The following is an 18,467-nucleotide window of genomic DNA, read 5'->3' on the forward strand; positions in this document are numbered from 1 at the left end:
AGACTGCTTGTCAAGCAGATATCTATATAAATCAGACAAAAATTCTGGTAAGTTTTGCAAAAATATAATAAAATTAAACAGTTTGCTCTTCAAGCTGAGATTTGGCGGTATTTTTACAAGAATTGTGATGTCTTTATAAATTTTGTCTATGTTAATAATATCTATTTGCTTATGTCTATTTTTGTTCACAATCACGAAATTTTTGTTTTTTCCGCTTCGGTTAATGACAAATAGAGATTTTTCTGCTATTATAATATGTGTATACGGCGTAAACATGAAGGGGTTGTTGAATATGTTTACATGGAATTTTCAATATGTGTCAAAAGCTAGGCTGGAAGAATCTTTCAAACAACTGATGCTCGACCCGCAAAAAGGCGATATCCTTATAAGGATACACACAGCTATCCATCTGGAAGAGGAGGCTGTGGATCTGGCGAGATTCATATCAAATCTGGTGCCGCAGGCGCACATCTTCGGGACAAGCACCTCAGCTATAATCAGCTGGGGCAAGCTGATACAGAATCAGTGCGTCATCTCGGTGACACAGATGAACGGCGGCAGGATAAGGACTGCACTGCTTCCCACATTTGAGGAGGACGGCATGCCCGTATACCCCGATCTGCTGTGCCAGAACGTGAAAGATGCTGTCATAGACAGGGATACCAAGCTGCTGCTGACTTTCCTGACGAGAAAGTATCTGGGCGTTTACAACTTTGTGGAAAAATGCAATTCACACTTTCCGGGTGTGCAGATGATAGGCGGACTTGCCAACACCTCTGAGATAAACCTTAAGCGTTTTTTAGATTCGGGGTTCGTCTTCAATGAGAACGGAAGCACCAACAAAGGCATACTGGTAGCGGCGATAAGCGGCGAGGGCGTTGAGTCTTACAGTTCCTACGCTACGGGCGTACAGACTATAGGCGATGAAGCCGAGATAACCGATACTTTCGGCACCTGCATACTCTCAATAGACGGCAGGGACGCGGCTGAAGAATTCCGCATCGGTGTCGGTGATGAGTTGAAAAACCGTCCTGAACTGACGAACCTTTTCCCTTATGTTTATTCGGACGCAAGCGACATACCGATATTCGTGCGATTCTCGGACGACCGTTCGATAAGCGATATATTCGACAAAAGTGTGGCGATAAACAGGCTGGCTTACGAGGCTCACCCATACCTGAACACGGAGACGAACCGCGAACTTATCTGTGCGAACCACAATGTCAGGGTGGGCAAAAAGCTCAGGCGTGCTTTCATTTATGACAGAAAGGTCATATCCGACAACCGCTCACTTTTCAGGCGCATAGAGAACTTCGAGAAGGCTGAAACTATCTTCGGGTATTCCTGCATAACGAGGTCGATGATATATTCTAACTGCGTAAAGTGGGAACTTTCCGCATATGAGAACTCAAACATGTGCGGCTGCATAACTGAGGGTCAGATAGCCAACGTTAACGGGCGGAACACTTTTGCGAACTGCTCTTTCGTGGTATCGATAATAGGTGAAGAGCCTGCAACTCAGATGTACAATCCCTACGCTTTCTCCCATACTGATACGCTGGTGGCTGACAACCGCGAACTGCTGGGCTACCTGTATGATGTTGAGAAAAAGCTGATACAGAAAGAACATGCTGCCGCTGCTGACAGCCTCAAGGCATTCGTGCGCGACTGCGAACTCAAGCTGCTTTATTCAGAACGGGACGAGATACCGAATGCCGCTGCGATGAACATGGATATACAGCTGAAAGGCTACGACAGGATATGTATGATAAACGTGTTTGACACTGCGGATATGAATGTGGTATTCTCTGAAAAGCAGCGAGATCTGACCTACAAGAACTATCTGTCAAAGTGCGTCAGCTTCGCAAAACAGAAGGGTTATACCATTTATCTGCTGAAAGACTGGCATCTTGCCATCGGTGCGCCATCTTACATGTTTGCGCTGTCTGAATTTGTGAACGACATGGAACAGCTGCAGCGGGAACTTTTTGAAACTACCGAAGACTACATCGCCATAGTGCCGATATTCTGCGTGATAGATGACTGCACGATGGATAATCTGGAACAGGCATACAGTTCTGAGAGGATAGAGATGGCGAGGAAGAACATTCAGTTCTCTGTGCGCGATGCAAAGTCGGGTCAGCTGGACGAGGACAGCATACGCGAGCGCTACCACATGGTAAACGTGATAAACTACGCCATTGCCCACGACAAGGTCTTGCCGTATTTTCAGGGCATACACGACAACCGCACAGACACCATACACCACTACGAATCGCTTATGAGGCTGATGGACGAGAACGGCAAGGTGTACTATCCGGGAAGTTTCCTCGATGTGGCACGTTCTTACGGTCTGCTGTACGATTCGCTGTCAAAGATCATGATAAAGAAGGTCTTCGGGCGTTTCAGCGGCATAGAGGACAAGAGCGTGAGCATAAATCTGGGCATGCGGGATATCAAGAACCGTGATGTGGTGGATTTTATCTACGATTCACTGGCATCTGTCAGCCACCCTGAGAACTTCGTATTTGAGATACTGGAAAATGAAGATATAGACGACTACGACACGCTTGTCGCTTTTGTTGACAAGATACATGAACTGGGCGGACAGATATCCATAGACGATTTCGGCAGCGGTTTTTCAAATTTACAGCACATCGCAAGCATACATTCGGATTACCTCAAGATCGACGGTTCGATAGTGCGCAGGTGTGTGGATGACGAGCAGAGCGCTAATCTCATCGCGCTGATATCGGGCTGGAAGAAGATATCTGCACGCAAGGTACAGATAATCGCAGAATTCGTTGAGAATGCCGAGATACAGGAATTGCTGATGGGTTTCGGCATAGATTATTCGCAGGGATATCTGTTCTCGAAGCCTTCGCCCGACATAGAAGGGGTGTAGCGAATGGCAGGCAAGAGAAAAAACGAAAAACTGATCTGCATGCTGCTGGAAGATATCGGCAGTGACTTCTCAAAAGAACTGGTGAGAGCTGTCGCAAATGCCATACCACACGGACGCGGTATCAGGCTGACTGTGTTGCCCGGGAAATATGATGACGGTCTGGGTTCTGACAGCATACATAACTACAAGAGCGTGTACAACTCGGTATTCAGGCTGAGTTCGCTGTGTGATGTTGACGGGTTCATAATCCATCTGGGCAGTGTAAATGAGCGCGACCGCAACAATGAACAGATATATTCAAGCGTTATGAACAAGCACCGCGATGTGCCTAAAGTGCTGGTGGCTTCAGACCTGGAAGATGTGGTCACGGTCAATTACGACAACGAGTCGGGCATACGCGAGGCGGTGGAATATCTTGTCAACGCTGACGGGCTTACAAAATTCTGCATGCTTGGCGGCAGAGATGACAACAAGGACGCAAGGGCGCGCAAGGATATATTTGAGAAATGTCTTGATGTATACGGTATCGTGCTTGAGGAGAAAAATTTCGCATATACCGATATGACGAGCAACTGCGTCAGTGAAGCGGGCAGACTGCTGGACGACAACCCCGATGTGCAGGCGATATTCTGCGTAAATGATGCGGCTGCAATGGGACTTTACGAAGCTATGGCGCAGCGCAGTCTGGTGCCCGGCAAGGATATAATGGTGTTCGGATTTGACAACACACGAATGTCGGGTGAACTGATACCGCCGCTGACTTCCATCGGGTCGGACAAAATGTCGCTGGGGCAGCGGGCGCTGGAACTGCTGCTGGAAATGATGAACGGCAGCAGGGCGAAGTCTGACACTGTACCCACAAGGCTGTACGGGCGGGGATCTTTCCCGTATGAAACGTACGACTACAACCGCAAGGAGCTTGTGAGCGCTGACCCTGCTTTCATCTACCGCATGTTCGATGACTGCTTTTACCGATACAAAAGTTCTTACATAGACCGCGAAGCAATAGATCTGAAAAGGCTGTTCTTCGAGATATTCTCGCGAATACTGATGGCATCGAAGCGAAGATATATGAGCATAGAGAACTTTGAAGAGTTGGCGGTGATGGTGGACAAGTTCTTTGAGAAAGGGGCTATGGAGTACACAGATGCGCTGAAGCTGACCAAAAGCATCGAACGGATACAGGACGGCATCAACCGCGTACAGCGTTCGCTGGCGGCTACGGTGCTGGTGAACAGGCTTTTCGCGCGAATGAAGGACAAGGCGATAATCTCGCAGTCGAAGCAGATGACAGTCCGCGAATACGTATACGCTTTTGAAAGGTCTAAGATGGAGTCTTTCCTGATAGCGGGAATGAACGGCAGCGGCAGCGAAGCAGACATCTACCACAGTTTTGACCAGCTGGGGCTGAAAAACTCGGCACTGTATGTTTTCGATAACGCGGTGGACTACAGCGGCGGTCCTGACACGGTATTCCCTGAAATAATAAAGCTGAAATGCGTGATGCGTTCGGGCGGGCTGTACATACTTTCTGAGGAAAGACAGCGCTGCCGCGTGAGCGAAGTGCTGGAGCGTGACGAACTTTCGGCTAAATGCAAGGGATTTGTGGCATTTCCTGTATTCTGCGGCAAGATGATATACGGTCTGCTGATGTGCGAACTGACAAGCGACATCTACGAGCGCGGGGAGTTCATAGCAATGCAGTTGGGTCGGTCATTTGCGCTGTGCGACAAATACAAAATATGATGACAAAAAGGACGGTGCTGAACATCAGCGCCGTCCTTGTGTTTTATCTGCTGAGTTTTTCCATGAAAGCCTGCTTGTTCTCGATGGCGGTGGTGGTGGGTCTGCCGAGATCGTCCCTTGAACCGAGAGCGCACTTCACTTCGATGAAACTCAGTTCATGCCTGTCCTTTGCAGCTGAAAGTGCGCGGTCAAGGGCATCAAAGCTGTCTGCACTGACGGCATGGGGATAGCCGCAGGCTTTTGCTATGCCCACAAGGTCTGCCTGACCCGCAACGGTGGGCATGCCGCCGACAGTTTCGTGGGCTGAATTATTTATCACCACATGGACAAGGTTTGCGGGCTTCTGCGCACCTATCACCGCCATCGCGCCCATGTGCATCAGCACTGCGCCGTCACCATCGATGCACCAGACGCGCTTTTTTGGCTTATTGAGTGCAACGCCCAGCGCTATTGAAGAACTGTGACCCATTGAACCTACTGTCAGCAGGTCAAGTCCATGACCCTGTGAATTCGCTTCTCTTATCTCGAAAAGTTCACGGCTCGCCTTGCCTGTGGTGGATATTACGGGGTCATCGCCGCTGACTGCTGTGATATGCTTTATGACATCTTCGCGGGTCATGGTGCAGTCGTTTTTATAGGTGACTTTCGGGGCATCGGTCAGTGCGCCCTTGCGTATGACGAAAGCCGCCTGTCTGCCTTTTCGGAACACCTCGCGGAACTCTGCCATAGCCGCGCTGACTTCTTCGTTGGGAGTATCCGCGCCTATCACAAAGACAGATATGCCCATATCTTCCAGCAGTTTCACCGTGACCTCGCCCTGATAGATGTGCTGAGGTTCGTCATGGACACCCGGTTCACCGCGCCAGCCGACCACGAACAGCATCGGTATGGCATAGACCTTTTCATTCAGCAGACTTGCCGCAGGGTTTATGATATTGCCCTCGCCGCTGTTCTGCATATACACCACAGGCACTCTGCCCGTTGCCAGGTGGTAGCCTGCCGCCAGCGCCGCGCAGTTGCCCTCATTTGCGGCTATGATGTGGTGTCTGCTGTCGATGCCGTACCTGTCCATGAGGTAGTTGCACAGCGCTTTCAGCTGACTGTCAGGCACGCCTGTATAAAAATCTGCGCCTATTATTTCTGCAAATTCCTGTACTTTCATATTTTCCTCCTGCGGCAGACCTACACTTCGTCCACCAGTGTTATTATCTGCTTTATCGGCATCAGCATTTCATCTGCCTCTTTTGCACGATGGTTTATAAGTATGCTCTCAGCGGTTTTCTGCATGGCGGGAAAAGCCGCCCGCGTCAGCTGATTGGCATATATCACTATGCTGACCCCATGCGCCGCCAGTTCTTCTTCGGTGATGCTGTTGAAACTGCTGGGCACGACCACAAGAGGGGTCTTCTTGTCCACCGCCCTGAACCTGTCGCAGAAATCCAGTATCTCCGTCGGGTCAGTCCTGCGGCTGTGTATCATTATGCCGTCAGCACCCGCCGCTGTGTATGCGAACGCCCTTGTCAGCGCATCTTCCATGCCCTTTTCGAGGATAAGGCTCTCTATCCTTGCTATTATCATAAAGTCATCGGTCAGCTGTGCCCGCTTGCCTGCGGCTATCTTGCGGGTGAAGTCCTCTATATCAGCCTGTGTCTGGCTGACATCGGTACCGAAGAGGCTGTTGCGTTTAAGACCGCACTTGTCCTCGATTATGACTGCCGAAACTCCCATTCTTTCCAGCGTGCGCACCGTGTAGACGAAATGCTCGGTCAGCCCGCCTGTATCGCCGTCGAATATAAGCGGCTTTGTGGTGACCTCCATTATCTCATCGATGGTGCGGAAGCGGCTGGTGAGGTCAACCAGTTCAATATCGGGCTTGCCGCGCGCTGTGCTGTCACACAGGCTGGAGAGCCACATGCCGTCAAACTGGTCGAGCCGCCCACCGCGCTCTACCACAGTGCGCTCAACTATCAGCCCTGTAAGACCGCTGTGGGCTTCCATTATCTTGACGATGGGTGTCAGCCCGATAAGCTGTCTGAGTCTTTTGCGGCGGTATTCGGGCATAGCTAGTTTTCTTCTCAGCTGCATGTCTATCTTATGCACGTTCACGTTATAGGTATAGGGGATATTCACCAGACTGCCGCCGTACTTTGCAAGAAGTTCTTCAACATGCGCCCTGATGGCGGCGGCGGGACCCTCAGTCCAGTTGTCGCCGTGTACCACATAGTCGGGTCTTAAAGCGGGTATCACATCATCATAGAGCATATCCTCCTGCATGATGACCTCATCTACGCCCTTGATACTGCGGTAAAGCGAAAGCCTTTCCTGCTGGCTTATGGTGGGAAATTTGTTATAGCGTATCAGCGCCCTGTCAGACAGGCACCCCACCACGACTCTTCCCAATGAAGCCGCCTGCGCGATGACTTTCATATGTCCCTCGTGTATGACATCGGTGCAAAAGCATGTGTATGCTGTTTTCATTTCGTTCTCCTTTTTCTGATATATGGTCTATCCGCTGACACACCACAAAAACGGCGGTTTTACAGAACTTAAGGTGGTTGGCGTATATCTCTCCCCGAACACGCGGGCAAGGGATAGCGCTGACATGTCTGTTTTCAGCAGTATTCCAAAAACAGCGCCGCCCTCGCAGGACAGCGCCGCTGTATATCAGTTATTCCTGTGAGCGTCTTCAAACTTTTTGGTGCGCTTCTCCAGTTTTTTCTTGGCGTAGTCTTCTTTTATGATCTCTTTGCCGCGCTCGATAGCAAGTGCATCTGCGGGGACATCGCCTGTTATGGTAGAACCTGCCGCAGTATATGCGCCCCTGCCCACCGTCACAGGTGCGACAAGGTTGGTATTACAGCCGATGAACGCATTATCACCGACTACAGTCCTGTACTTCTTCTCGCCATCGTAGTTGGCTGTAGCCACACCACAGCCGAAGTTTACGTTACTGCCGACATCAGAATCGCCCACGTAGGTCAGGTGCGAAACTGCCGTACCCTCACCGATGGTGGAATTCTTTATCTCAACGAAGTCGCCTATCTTAACGCCCTTGCAGATGTGTGTATCGGGTCTTAGCTGGACGAAAGGACCTATCTTCGCGCAGTCATCGACCACCGCATCATACGCCTGTACGTTATTGAGGTTCACGCCATTGCCGATGATGGTGTTTTCGAGGATACAATTCCTGCCGATGATGCAGTTTTCGCCTATCTTAGTGCCGTTTCTCAGTTCAACACCTGCATCGATGCGGGTGCCTGCGCCTATCTCGACATTTCTGCCGATGCTGACACCGTCAAGGCAGGTGAACTCGATACCGAAGTCAAGCCACTTGTCTATCACCGACATTCTGGCTATATCGTTGAGTTTCAGCAGACCGCGCCTGTCATTTGCACCCAATGCAACATTCGGGTTCTCGGATATGTAAGCGTCAGCCGATTTGCCCTTGTTTATCATAAGTTCAACGCAGTCGGTAAGGTAATACTCGCCCTGTGCGTTGTTGGGCTTTATCTCGAACAGCACTTCCAGCAATGCTTCGGTGTTGAACCAGTAGCAGCCCGAATTTATCTCGTTTATCTTAAGCTGTTCAGCAGTGCAGTCCTTATGTTCAACTATGCCTGCGATACCGTCGGCAGTGCGGACTACTCTGCCATAACCTGTGGCATCATCGACTTTGGAAGTGACTACGGTTACACCGCAGTTCTTCTTCTCATGAAGTTCAAGTGCGCCTTTTATGGTATCGGCATCTATAAAAGGAGCATCGCCGCACAGCACCAGTGTGCTGCCGCCCACATGGGCTTTAAGAAAATCAGCCGCCATCATGACTGCATGACCTGTACCCAGCCTTTCAGCCTGCAAAACGGTGCTTACCTTGCCGACAGAACTGCGCTTTGCAACATATTCATCTATCATTTCGCCTGCAAAGCCCTTTACGATGCAGATATCGCTCAGACCTGCGTCCTCACACGCACTCATGACCCATTCGAGCATCGGTTCGCCCAGCACATTACAAAGTGCTTTAGGCGAATTTATCTTCATGCGCTTGCCCTGTCCGCCTGCAAGTATTATAACATTATTTGACATAACTCTAACCCCTCATAGCAAAAATTATGCTGCCGCGCAGCTGTGACTTTACCCTTTATTATAATACTTTCAAACGTTTAAGTCAATCGCTATTTTTCATATATTTTTTGCTCTCTGTTTGGCGTTTTTACTGCGTTATGAGGGCATTTATCACTTTCGTCTGCTTAATCTATAAAAGTCGCATTCGAGATTTGTAAAAGATACACAAGAATGTTTACGCTTGGGTTAAATATTGTGAAAACCTCTTGAAAAATTCGTGAAATATGGTATAATATCTAAGTAAGGATATATGGTATAGGCTGTCATACAGGCAGTTTGAGAAGAGAGGAAATGAATATGAAAATAAGAAACAGATTTATCGCAGGTCTTTGTTCTGCGGCGCTGGCGGCATCGGTGATGCCTGTTTCGGCAGACAGCGCAAAGACCGATTTTTATGAGGCTACTGCTGATAACGTGAAGATACTCGGCAGGACGGTATATGTTGAAGATGCGCTGTGGTTCGCAAATTCTGTGGCAGGTGTCGAGTTCACTGCAACAGGTTCGCAGGTCACTTTCAATCTGAAAATTTCGGGCGACCCCACAAGGATAGGCATTTTCGTTAATGACAAGCTGGTACAGCGCGGTCTTGCAAAGGGCGCAAAGAAGATGTGCAGTGTAACAGTACCTCTTGAAGACGGCGAGAACACTGTGAAGTTCCTTAAGCTGTCTGAGGGTCCGCAGTCGAACATCTCGATACAGAGTATCGAGATAGACGAGGGTGCTGAGATAAAGCCAGCAGCTGCAAAAGCGCACAAGATGGAATTCATCGGTGACTCGATAACCTGCGGCTACGGTATCGACCTGCCGCTGAAAGACCCCGAAACGGGCAAGAACAACACTTTCTCCACTTCAAGCGAAGATGCTTCAAAGACCTACGCTTATCAGATAGCTGAGATGTTCGATGCTGATGTGAATTTCTTCTCCGGCAGCGGCTACGGCATCTGGTGCAGTTACGGCGGCAGCAAGGAGAACACTATGGACCAGTACTACAACCAGTGCGGTCCCCATACATGGAACAGCATAACTGCTGAGGGCTACACGCTGATAGAGTCTTACGACTGGGATTTCAGCAAATACCAGCCCGGATGCGTTGTGATAAATCTGGGTACAAATGACTGGTCGTATTTCCAGAGTCAGGGTGACACGACTGATTTTGAGGAAAGCTACATAGATTTTCTGAAGATGGTACGCGCAGGAAATCCCGATGCAAAGATAATCTGCACACTGGGGCTGATGGGCGCTGACCTGTTTGGCGAGATAGAGAGCGCGGTCGATGACTACAAGAGCGAAACTGATGATGAAAATGTTTATACCTTTGAACTGGAGCCTATAATGTCAGGTTCGGAGGGGTACGCTGTTGACTATCACCCGACTGCGGCATCAAACACCCGCGCGGCGAGCAAGGAACTGGGTCCGTATATTGCAGAAGTGATGGGCTGGGAGTTGGGAGAACTGCCTGATAACGGCACGCTGACACTCGCACCCGACAATCTGGTGACCGGCGAGTTCCACGAGCAGCCTGCGGAAGAGCCTGTGGAAAGTCAGGCGGAAGAGAGCAGCGCTTCTGAAGCTGAGAGCGAGAGTTCAAGCGAGGCTGAGTCATCGAGCGGGGCTGAGTCTTCTTCGGCTGATGACAGCAAGGCTTCGAGCACCGCTGACAGCAAGGCAAGTTCGGCTGCTGCAAACAACACAAGCAGTGCAAAAGCCACAACAAATCCCAACCAGACCGCGAACCAGAACCCTACGACCGGCATGGCAGGCGGCATGGCTATGATCGCTCTTATGGGCGGCGCAGTGATAATCTCCAAGAGAAAGAAATAACTGATCTATACCTATAGCAAAAGGCACTTATGCGGTGCCTTTTGCAGTTTAAAATAGTCATACTGATATATTATTAACAAGCAGAATTCAATTTCAGATTTTTGTGAAAAATTTTCAAAATTGCTTGCATTTTTGAAAATAATATGCTATAATATATTTGTGGATATTTATACAGTATTTTTCGTGGCTGCTGCCATGTGAATTATAGTAAGTATATGATCAGGGAAGGAAGATATTTATGACATATATGCTCAACAGTATAGATGAAGCGATCGACAGAAAGTTTCTTGTAACTAAGCAGATGAAGGCTCAGGCTGAACCGGGCAGCATCATACATGTGCTCAACGCCACCAAGAAGAAGGACGGTATCGTTGTAGATTACCGTGTTACCGATGTTGGCAAGGGCTACTCTTTCAGAGATTACGCAGCAAGGTTTGGCAGCGTGAGCGAGTTCTGCAAGTGGGCAAGACCCGATAACTTCATTGCAAGACATTATGAGTCATTTGATCTTAAGGAGATCCAGAACTACATCAAGGTCACTGACAGGAGTTTTGTAACTTTTGCTCTGCCGATAATCATTGTAGGTGTGCTGATATTTGCTGCACTGGGCATCTTCGTTGTCAAGGGTGTTGGCGGTATCGTTCTGGCAGCTATCGGTTCTCTGATCGTAATTTTCGGTATGACATGGTTCTTCCGCTGGCAGAAAAACAAGGTCAAGCTGGATCTGTACAGCAAGATCAGTTCTGACTGGGGCGTTCAGTTCAAGTAATTTTCAGACCATACATCGCGTGATGTATGGTCTTTTTTTACATATACTAACTAGTCTTTAACTATGTGATACAACAAAACCGCCGTCAGATATTTCACCTGACGGCGGTTATTATTTTCGTATCAGAAGCCTGAATCTCTCATCTTCTTCTTGAAGTTTGAGTTTACTTTGGCGTTCTTTTTCTTCTGCTTAGCGAGTTTTCTCATCTCGTCGAGAGTCATTGGAACTTCTTCCTCATCGTCATCGTCATCATCATAAGATGTCGAAGCAAAAGATGGCTTGCGCATCAGATCATCGGTAGTTACCGACTTAATGCTCTGGCTCACCGCCGGTCTTGAAGAGATATCACCGACCTGAATAGATGTCTGACCAACGCCCGGCATCTTCATCATGTTGGATACGCCGCTGCCTGCGGGACGAACTGTAGTGCCTGCGCCCTGGAAACCATTCTGCATAGGCTGCTGGAAGCCCATATTCTGCTGTGGGTAGCCGCCCTGCATGCCCCGCTGGAAGCCCATGTTCTGCTGAGGATAGCCGCCCTGCATGCCCTGCTGGAAGCCCATATTCTGCTGAGGATAGCCGCCCTGCATGCCCTGCTGGAAGCCCATGTTCTGCTGAGGATAGCCGCCCTGCATGCCCTGCTGGGGATAACCCATGTTCTGCTGAGGATAGCCGCCCTGCATGCCCTGCTGGGGGTAGCCCATGTTCTGCTGGGGATAGCCGCTCTGGACACCCTGCTGAGGATAGCCCATGTTCTGCTGAGGGTAACCGCTCTGCTGCATACCCTGTCTTGGATAGCCCTGCTGCATCGTAGGAGGAATGCTGAAACCTGCTGCGCCCTGTGCTGTAGCATCATCAGGGTGATCGAACATAGTCTTGACACCGCTGTTGGCAGCGTTTACGCCTGCATTTGGTGCTGCTGCTTCCTCAAAGAAAGGATTGCTTGAATCTACGCTGAAACCGTCAGCAAACTCGGCAGGAGCACCGACTGTTTCGGTCTTGACGCTGTTTGCAGTTTCGGCAGGCTTTGCTTCGGAAGAAGAAGTATCAACATCAAAGCCATCCATAAGATCCATCATGCTTGGCTCTGCCGCAGGTGCTTCGGGAGCGGGTGCTGCTTTGCTATCGGGTACAGGAACGATATCCCTGAGCAGTGTACCTTCTTCGGGAGAAGTAAGCACGCAGCAATCGCCGTTTGCGGGATCATCCTGTGCAAGTATCATAAGGCTTGCTTTGCCTGTACCTGCAACGCTGCCGTCCCTGAAATTCAGTGTTACCATCTTTTTGGCTACCGCACCGTTGGGGCTGTCGATAAAACGTCTTACAGCAACAGTTTCAGCGGGGATAGTTTCTACCTGACCGCCTTTTACTGTAATGGTCGTGATGCCTGTGGTAGGCTGTTCGTCGCCGTCAACGATAACACAAACAGCAGACTCGTTCTCGGAAATATACTCAGGCTTGTTCTGCATTATCATGTCTGCATACTGTTTTGCCAGATTATAGAGTTCGTTTATTTCCATAGTATTATACACCATTCACCTTTCCGCAATTATATCTTAGCCCTGTCTTGTGTAGAAGCAAAGCTGGTTCTTACCGCTTTCCTTTGCGTTGAACATTGCAGTTTCTGCGCATCTGAACAGGTCATCTGCGGTCATAGCATTCTCCGGGAAGCTGGCTGCACCGTAGCTTGCTGCAACGGTGTATACGTTACCGCCCATTGTGATAGGCTCACTGAAAATGCCGCTGATGCCCGCAGCGTACTTGTAGATAGCTTCATTTGTCATACCGCTGCCGAGTATTATACCGAACTCGTCGCCGCCGATCTTAGCTGCGAAATTGTTGCCGCCGCAGTAGATCTTGATCTTCTCGGCGTACTGCTTGAGAAGGTCGTCGCCTATTGCGTGGCCGAAGTTATCGTTGATGCGTCTGAAATCGTCCAGATCTATGTAGATCATTACGCAGTCGCCGCTCTGTTTGATCTGCTTTTCAAGGCGCTCCATGAAGTTCTGTCTGTTGGGCATGCCTGTCAGCTTATCGTAGTAAGCCATGTACTTCATGCTCTCTTCCTGCTCTTCTATGATGCGGTTCTTCTCAATAGCTTCCTGATAGCTTTCTTTCAGTTCTTCGGTCATCTGCTCACTCTTGTTTGTATAGAAGTAGATAACTGCTGCGATGCCGATGGTTATTACGTTTACGACAAAGCCGGGCAGAGCGTTTCTTCTGCCCATTGCGACCATCTGTATCAGCAGATACAGCGCGTTCAGACCGTTGAGAGTCGCTGCTGCGATCATACCTTTCTTACGTGCGAAAAGGGTCATTACTACAGTTGCAACAACTTCGATCTGTCCGACTACGCCTGCCATCGCACTGTTGCCCTGCGGTGCACCGCCTGCTGCCTTCACTGCTCTAGCGTTATCTGCTGACATTTTTCCCTGTATTGCAACACACGCGAGATAAACAACAATGCACACTATCATTATTATAAGATTCCTGGTTTCCTTTTTCTTTTCCATTATGAATACACTCCGTTAACCAAATTTTCCAATATTACCTAATTTTCCATATATGGGTCACTTCATCAGAAGTTAGCCGTATGAAGTCTTGCCTTTCTTTCGGCGGCAAGCTTCTTGTTCCGCTCTATCATTTCTTTGAGCAGATCCACTTTTTCCTGAGCAAACTCAACATCGTAAACGCATGCCAGCGAGATATCATCTTCTGTGCCGAAATGCGACCTCTTGGTTATGTTCTTCACCACTGATGCTTCCAGAGAGGGCGAGTTGACCTGCGATGCGAGTATTACATGATAATCCCTGAAATCGTACTCACTGCCGAAAGACGTATAAAGTCCGTCAGTCGAAGAGAACAGCGCTATGGGGCGCTTGTCATCGATATAGAAACTCTCGAACATCGAAGCTGCGTTAGCGTTACACATCGATGAAGTGATATTGGCAGGATTTGCCTCTTCATACTCCATCGGCATTACAGCCTCGCCGTCTTCAAATATCGCAACGAAGCTGCCGTCGCCTATCTGCACGCCGAAAGTAAAACCTCTGCCTGCCACAGCCGCGATAAGTGTTGTGCCGTAGTAGGATTCCGGGTTTATCGCCTCGAATTCTTCCTGCGTGAAAGGCTTCTTCTCGACAGCAGTTACAGGATTTTCTTCAAGGTGCTTCATCACCTTAGTATTCCATGCTGCGATTATCTGCCTTTCGATATTTCTGATTATCATTTTGTGATTTTTCGGCAGATTCTCTTCAAACGCATCCGGGTCTTCATAGAACCTGTCGATAGTTTCGATAGTGGCTTCAACAGCGCACTGCGAACCTATATTACTTCGGAAGTGTTTTTTACTTCCGTGACCGTCCGCCACTACAGCGATAGCGTAACGGTCGGTTATCTTGTGTGCCGAACTGTCCTGACACACTATTCCTTTTGCCACGTGGCTGGCACCCATTACCGAGTGGCTAAAGCCATTAAAAGACATTTTCTTCCAACACTCCTTCCGACATCTTACGATTTACCAGCCCGTATCGTAAGGAACGTCGCCTGCGTCAGTCTGGTCACCGACCAGTTCCTGGATCTGCTGACCCAGCATCTTCTGCTTAGCTGCGTATACGTCCTCATCGCTGAGTTCTTCGTTAGTTTCGTCGGAAAGTGTCATTGACTTACTTCCTATCTGGGAAGCTGTTACTGCGATTATCTTGATCATCGCAGCAAGCTGTCCGCCTGTGTAAGCGTGAACAACAGTGTCCTTAGAGCCTGTGAACTCTTCCAGCATATCATCGTTTGCTTCATCACCGATACCCAGTGCAGCCTTAAGACCGAACTTATACCAGCTGTTGGCCTGAAGTGCCTTCAGACCTGCCTTATAGTCATCAGAAGGATAACCGTCTGTCATAAGGAACATTACGGGTGCGAACGAAAGTGAAGGTGAATTCAGGAAGCTGTTTCTGGACATTCTTGCAGCCAGTTCGGTGAATGCAGCGCCCATGCTGGTAACGCCCTGTGCGCCCAGTCTTGCCCACTCGAACTCTTCGATGGAGATAGGTGCTGAGTACATCCACTTAACATCTGTATCGAAAGTCAGAACTGCGACCTTAACATCAGTATCAGCTTCACCGACTCTTCTTATCTCAGGTATCAGCTCTTCCATAACGGTGTTCAGCTGACCCATCTTCTTGCCCTTCATGCTTCCCGAAGTATCTATCAGGAAGAAGATAACAAGGCTCTTTTTAGATACCGCTGTGGCGCCGAGGGGATCATCATCGTCAAAATCCAGCAGATCATCAACAGTGGTGTTTTCCTTGACCTCATTGTTATTATTATTCATAAATCATTTCGCCCTTTCCTAAAAATTTATATTTTCGCGGTGACTTTACCGAAATCGACCTCTAAGTCCTTCCATATAGGGAAGCCTTTACCCGGCTGTATCGGATAATACTTACCATCGGGAAGTTTTGCGTTCCATGTATCCTCAGTACAGTTCTTGATACCCAGAACACCTGGCTTGAGCTTGTTCTCGACCAGCTCACCTGCTACTGTCAGGAAATCATCGCAATCGGGGTCTATCTCGCACTTATAGAACTTACAGCCAACGTAAAGCGGCATTCTGTTCTCTCTGTTGCTGAAACCGAGTGTTGCGAACTCTGTGCCGCACTTGGGGCAGCGGAAGGTCTTTTCATCGGTCTTGGCAAACATGGAGGTGAAATTTGTTCTGCCGCACACGCACTGTATTATCTCAGATCTCAATCTGATGAACAGCTTCTGCCATTCATTCTCGATTATACGCTTATTGGGGTCTGAGATACCCTGAGTGAATGAAAGTATGAAAGCATCTCTGATATACTTGGGGTATATCCTCCAGAACTTGATAACATTGTCGTGGATGCCTCTTACAGGTCTGTTCGTGGCGTTGTCGGGGTCATAAACGAACACAGCGTCCTGACCGTAGTGTCTGAGTTCCGAACTCTCGGTCAGGCAAACGTCCTTAACGACCTTTTCGCCCTCCATCGGGTCACCTCTGAACAGCAGCTTGAAGAGTACGACTGCCAGCGAGTATTTATCTGTCTGCACATCAGGCTTTGCGATGCCTCTGACTACTTCGGGTGCCATGTAGCCGGGCTTACCGCCGATACCGAAGTTTGAACCTTCGGGCGCGATATTATCGCAGTCGCAGACCAGTACGGCACCTGTATTGACGTTGATGAAGAAACCACCGTCGTTAAGGTCCTGATAGCTCTTGCCTGCGCGGTGCAGCTGTCTGAACGTATTTGCGATATTGATGACCGCAGTCACCATAGCGTACAGGCTTTGAAATCTTACAGCCTGTTTGGTCGCCCTGCCTGTCAGCGGGTCGATGACCAGCTTATAGGTATTGAGTATATCCACAAAAGAGTCAAAACTCTCAGGTTTCAGCTCCATGATATAGCCGAATGTGCCGTCAGCATTTTCCTTTGTGAGATATTTTGGCCACAGGAACTTATTGCTGGGCGCACCGTCCTGGATATTGTTCTTGATATTCTGTCTGAATTCCTTCGGACGCTTTATCTTATCGACATCATACCATTTCAGCGCCCATTTCTGGGAATTGAATTCTACGAGGTAAACGATACCCTGACCACCGCTGCCGATGACCTTGAGGACTTTCGCTCTTCCTCCGAATTCCATCTCGACCTCCTGGCCGATCTTTAATTCAACCATCTGATACTTCCTCCAATTTCTTCCTTATATCGGCTTCTGCTTCAGACCCACGCCTACCTGCACCGTTTCAAAGTCAATGTTATAAGTAAGGCAATACTTATGTACATATGAATTCTCGTAGCAGCGTATAGTAAGCTCGGGACAATAAGAAAAAGCATTCTTGTCGATGAACTTGACACTGTCGGGCAGGAACAGCTTTTCGAGTTTTTCACACCCTGAGAAAGCCTCGACACCGATACTGCTGACAGTATTGGGTATATCTACCACGCTAAGGTTAGCGCAGAACTCAAAGGTATTATCCGGTATTTCCAGTATACCCTTTGGTATCTTTATCATCGCCAGCTTACCGCACTGGCTGAATGCGCCCTGCTCGATGACCCTAAGGCTTTCGGGCATCTCAACGCCCTTTAAATTCTTGCACTCGGAGAACGCATAGTCGCCTATAGCTATCATAGTAGAAGGCAGCTTTATCGAACGCATGAAGTTGAATCTGTCAAAGCAGAAGCTGTCGATCTTTGTAAAGCCTTCGGGGATCGTTACATTCCTTGCGAGCCTGTATCTGGTAGCGTCGGATGACTTGAATATCTTGGTATCAGGTCTGAGCTTCGGTGCTTCGGGCTTCTTTTCTTCCTCAACGGGTTCTGCGGGCTTTTCGGGCTCTTTGTTCTTCGACATGGAAGAATCGTATGGCCAGCCCAGCGTATAGGTGAAGCAAGCCAGCACGAATTCTGCCGCATTCTCGGAAACGAACAGTTCGTTTATCATATAACTCTTGGCGCTCAGCAGGGCATATTCCCTGTTGGTCTTTTCTTCCTTGACCATGTTTTTGAGCACGCCTGCCCTCATAGCATTTACCAGCAGTCTGCGTTCCTTGTCGTAGGCTGCGAGGTAGTCGTTCAGCATCGACACGAACTGAGTCGGGTCATTGATAAGTATGCTGCCATGCTTTTCCATGATGGTCTTCAGTATATGCTGGATCTCAATGGTATTTTCAAAGCCTTCGATATTCTGCGGAGCGGGTGCGCCGCAATTGGGACATTCTATGGCTTTGGGCGGCAGCTCAGCATTACATCTTTCACACTGCATAAATCTTCTCTCCTGACATATAAAATTTATTTACGCCGTTCATTTTCTGCCTGCGCAGGCTGTTCTGCCATGCGCAAAATGTTCAAAATCATATCACACGAACGACGTCGTAATGGTAAATATTTTATCTAAATTGCACTCTAAATACATTTATTTAAGTATAGCACTTTTTGATAAAATTGTCAAGTAAAAATGACGCTCTAAGGCTGGATTTTACCGAAATTAAACAAAGATAACGTTTTCGACAAAAATTCAGCGGCAAGGTTCTGAGAACATCAGAACAATGCCGCTGAAAATATTATCCTGCCGAATAAACAG

The 18,467-nt window shown here is 48.7% G+C and carries 14 protein-coding genes; 5 read left to right on the top strand and 9 right to left on the bottom strand.

Going from position 1 to position 18,467, the window contains the following annotated elements; all coding sequences use genetic code 11:
* The first annotated feature begins 316 nt into the window (after positions 1–316).
* Complete coding sequence (locus CUS_RS05775) at positions 317–2,905, top strand: bifunctional diguanylate cyclase/phosphodiesterase (RefSeq protein WP_227945241.1); 2,589 nt, start codon at positions 317–319, stop codon at positions 2,903–2,905.
* Positions 2,906–2,908: 3 nt separating this feature from the next.
* Entirely contained in the window at positions 2,909–4,651 is a 1,743-nt protein-coding gene (locus tag CUS_RS05780) for a LacI family DNA-binding transcriptional regulator (RefSeq protein WP_002848270.1), read from the top strand.
* A 43-nt stretch (positions 4,652–4,694) separates the two neighbouring features.
* Here CUS_RS05780 and aepY read toward each other — a convergent pair whose 3' ends face one another.
* Entirely contained in the window at positions 4,695–5,813 is a 1,119-nt protein-coding gene (gene aepY, locus CUS_RS05785; RefSeq protein ID WP_002848346.1) for a phosphonopyruvate decarboxylase, read from the bottom strand.
* Positions 5,814–5,833: 20 nt separating this feature from the next.
* On the bottom strand, positions 5,834–7,129 hold the full coding sequence (gene aepX / locus CUS_RS05790) for a phosphoenolpyruvate mutase (RefSeq protein WP_002848497.1): 1,296 nt from the start codon (positions 7,127–7,129) through the stop codon (positions 5,834–5,836).
* Positions 7,130–7,151: 22 nt separating this feature from the next.
* On the opposite strand from aepX, the gene CUS_RS20365 reads away from it, so the two are divergent.
* Positions 7,152–7,331, top strand: a complete 180-nt coding sequence (locus tag CUS_RS20365) for a hypothetical protein (protein ID WP_080559523.1) — start codon at positions 7,152–7,154, stop codon at positions 7,329–7,331.
* On the opposite strand, the gene glmU is transcribed toward CUS_RS20365, so the two are convergent.
* Complete coding sequence (glmU, locus tag CUS_RS05795; protein ID WP_002848345.1) at positions 7,316–8,734, bottom strand: bifunctional UDP-N-acetylglucosamine diphosphorylase/glucosamine-1-phosphate N-acetyltransferase GlmU; 1,419 nt, start codon at positions 8,732–8,734, stop codon at positions 7,316–7,318. The two genes, CUS_RS20365 and glmU, sit on opposite strands and share 16 nt — an antisense overlap.
* A 336-nt stretch (positions 8,735–9,070) precedes the next feature.
* Here glmU and CUS_RS05800 point away from each other — a divergent pair, with 336 nt between their 5' ends.
* Positions 9,071–10,594: a GDSL-type esterase/lipase family protein gene (locus tag CUS_RS05800; RefSeq protein WP_100084541.1), complete on the top strand. Its 1,524-nt coding sequence runs from the start codon at positions 9,071–9,073 to the stop codon at positions 10,592–10,594.
* A 238-nt stretch (positions 10,595–10,832) separates the two neighbouring features.
* Positions 10,833–11,363, top strand: a complete 531-nt coding sequence (locus CUS_RS05805) for a hypothetical protein (protein WP_002848631.1) — start codon at positions 10,833–10,835, stop codon at positions 11,361–11,363.
* A gap of 122 nt (positions 11,364–11,485) precedes the next feature.
* Here CUS_RS05805 and CUS_RS20630 read toward each other — a convergent pair whose 3' ends face one another.
* The 6 genes from CUS_RS20630 to CUS_RS05835 all read right to left on the bottom strand — a co-directional run bounded on the left by CUS_RS20630 (position 11,486) and on the right by CUS_RS05835 (position 18,149).
* Positions 11,486–12,883 (bottom strand): hypothetical protein, encoded by a 1,398-nt coding sequence (locus CUS_RS20630; RefSeq protein ID WP_265335119.1) that lies wholly within the window; start codon positions 12,881–12,883, stop codon positions 11,486–11,488.
* A 36-nt stretch (positions 12,884–12,919) separates the two neighbouring features.
* Complete coding sequence (locus tag CUS_RS05815) at positions 12,920–13,876, bottom strand: diguanylate cyclase domain-containing protein (RefSeq protein WP_002848553.1); 957 nt, start codon at positions 13,874–13,876, stop codon at positions 12,920–12,922.
* Positions 13,877–13,941: 65 nt separating this feature from the next.
* Positions 13,942–14,802: a PP2C family serine/threonine-protein phosphatase gene (locus CUS_RS05820; protein WP_242831541.1), complete on the bottom strand. Its 861-nt coding sequence runs from the start codon at positions 14,800–14,802 to the stop codon at positions 13,942–13,944.
* Positions 14,803–14,880: 78 nt separating this feature from the next.
* Complete coding sequence (locus CUS_RS05825) at positions 14,881–15,693, bottom strand: vWA domain-containing protein (RefSeq protein ID WP_002848630.1); 813 nt, start codon at positions 15,691–15,693, stop codon at positions 14,881–14,883.
* Positions 15,694–15,719: 26 nt separating this feature from the next.
* Positions 15,720–17,063, bottom strand: a complete 1,344-nt coding sequence (locus CUS_RS05830; RefSeq protein ID WP_037276716.1) for a serine/threonine protein kinase — start codon at positions 17,061–17,063, stop codon at positions 15,720–15,722.
* 24 nt (positions 17,064–17,087) lie between these two features.
* The gene (locus CUS_RS05835) at positions 17,088–18,149 is read right to left on the bottom strand and encodes a leucine-rich repeat domain-containing protein (protein WP_002848591.1); all 1,062 of its coding nucleotides are present in this window, start codon (positions 18,147–18,149) and stop codon (positions 17,088–17,090) included.
* Positions 18,150–18,467 lie beyond the last annotated feature (318 nt).

The sequence above is a fragment of the Hominimerdicola alba 8 genome, from assembly GCF_000178155.2.
GTDB lineage: Bacteria > Bacillota > Clostridia > Oscillospirales > Ruminococcaceae > Hominimerdicola > Hominimerdicola alba_C.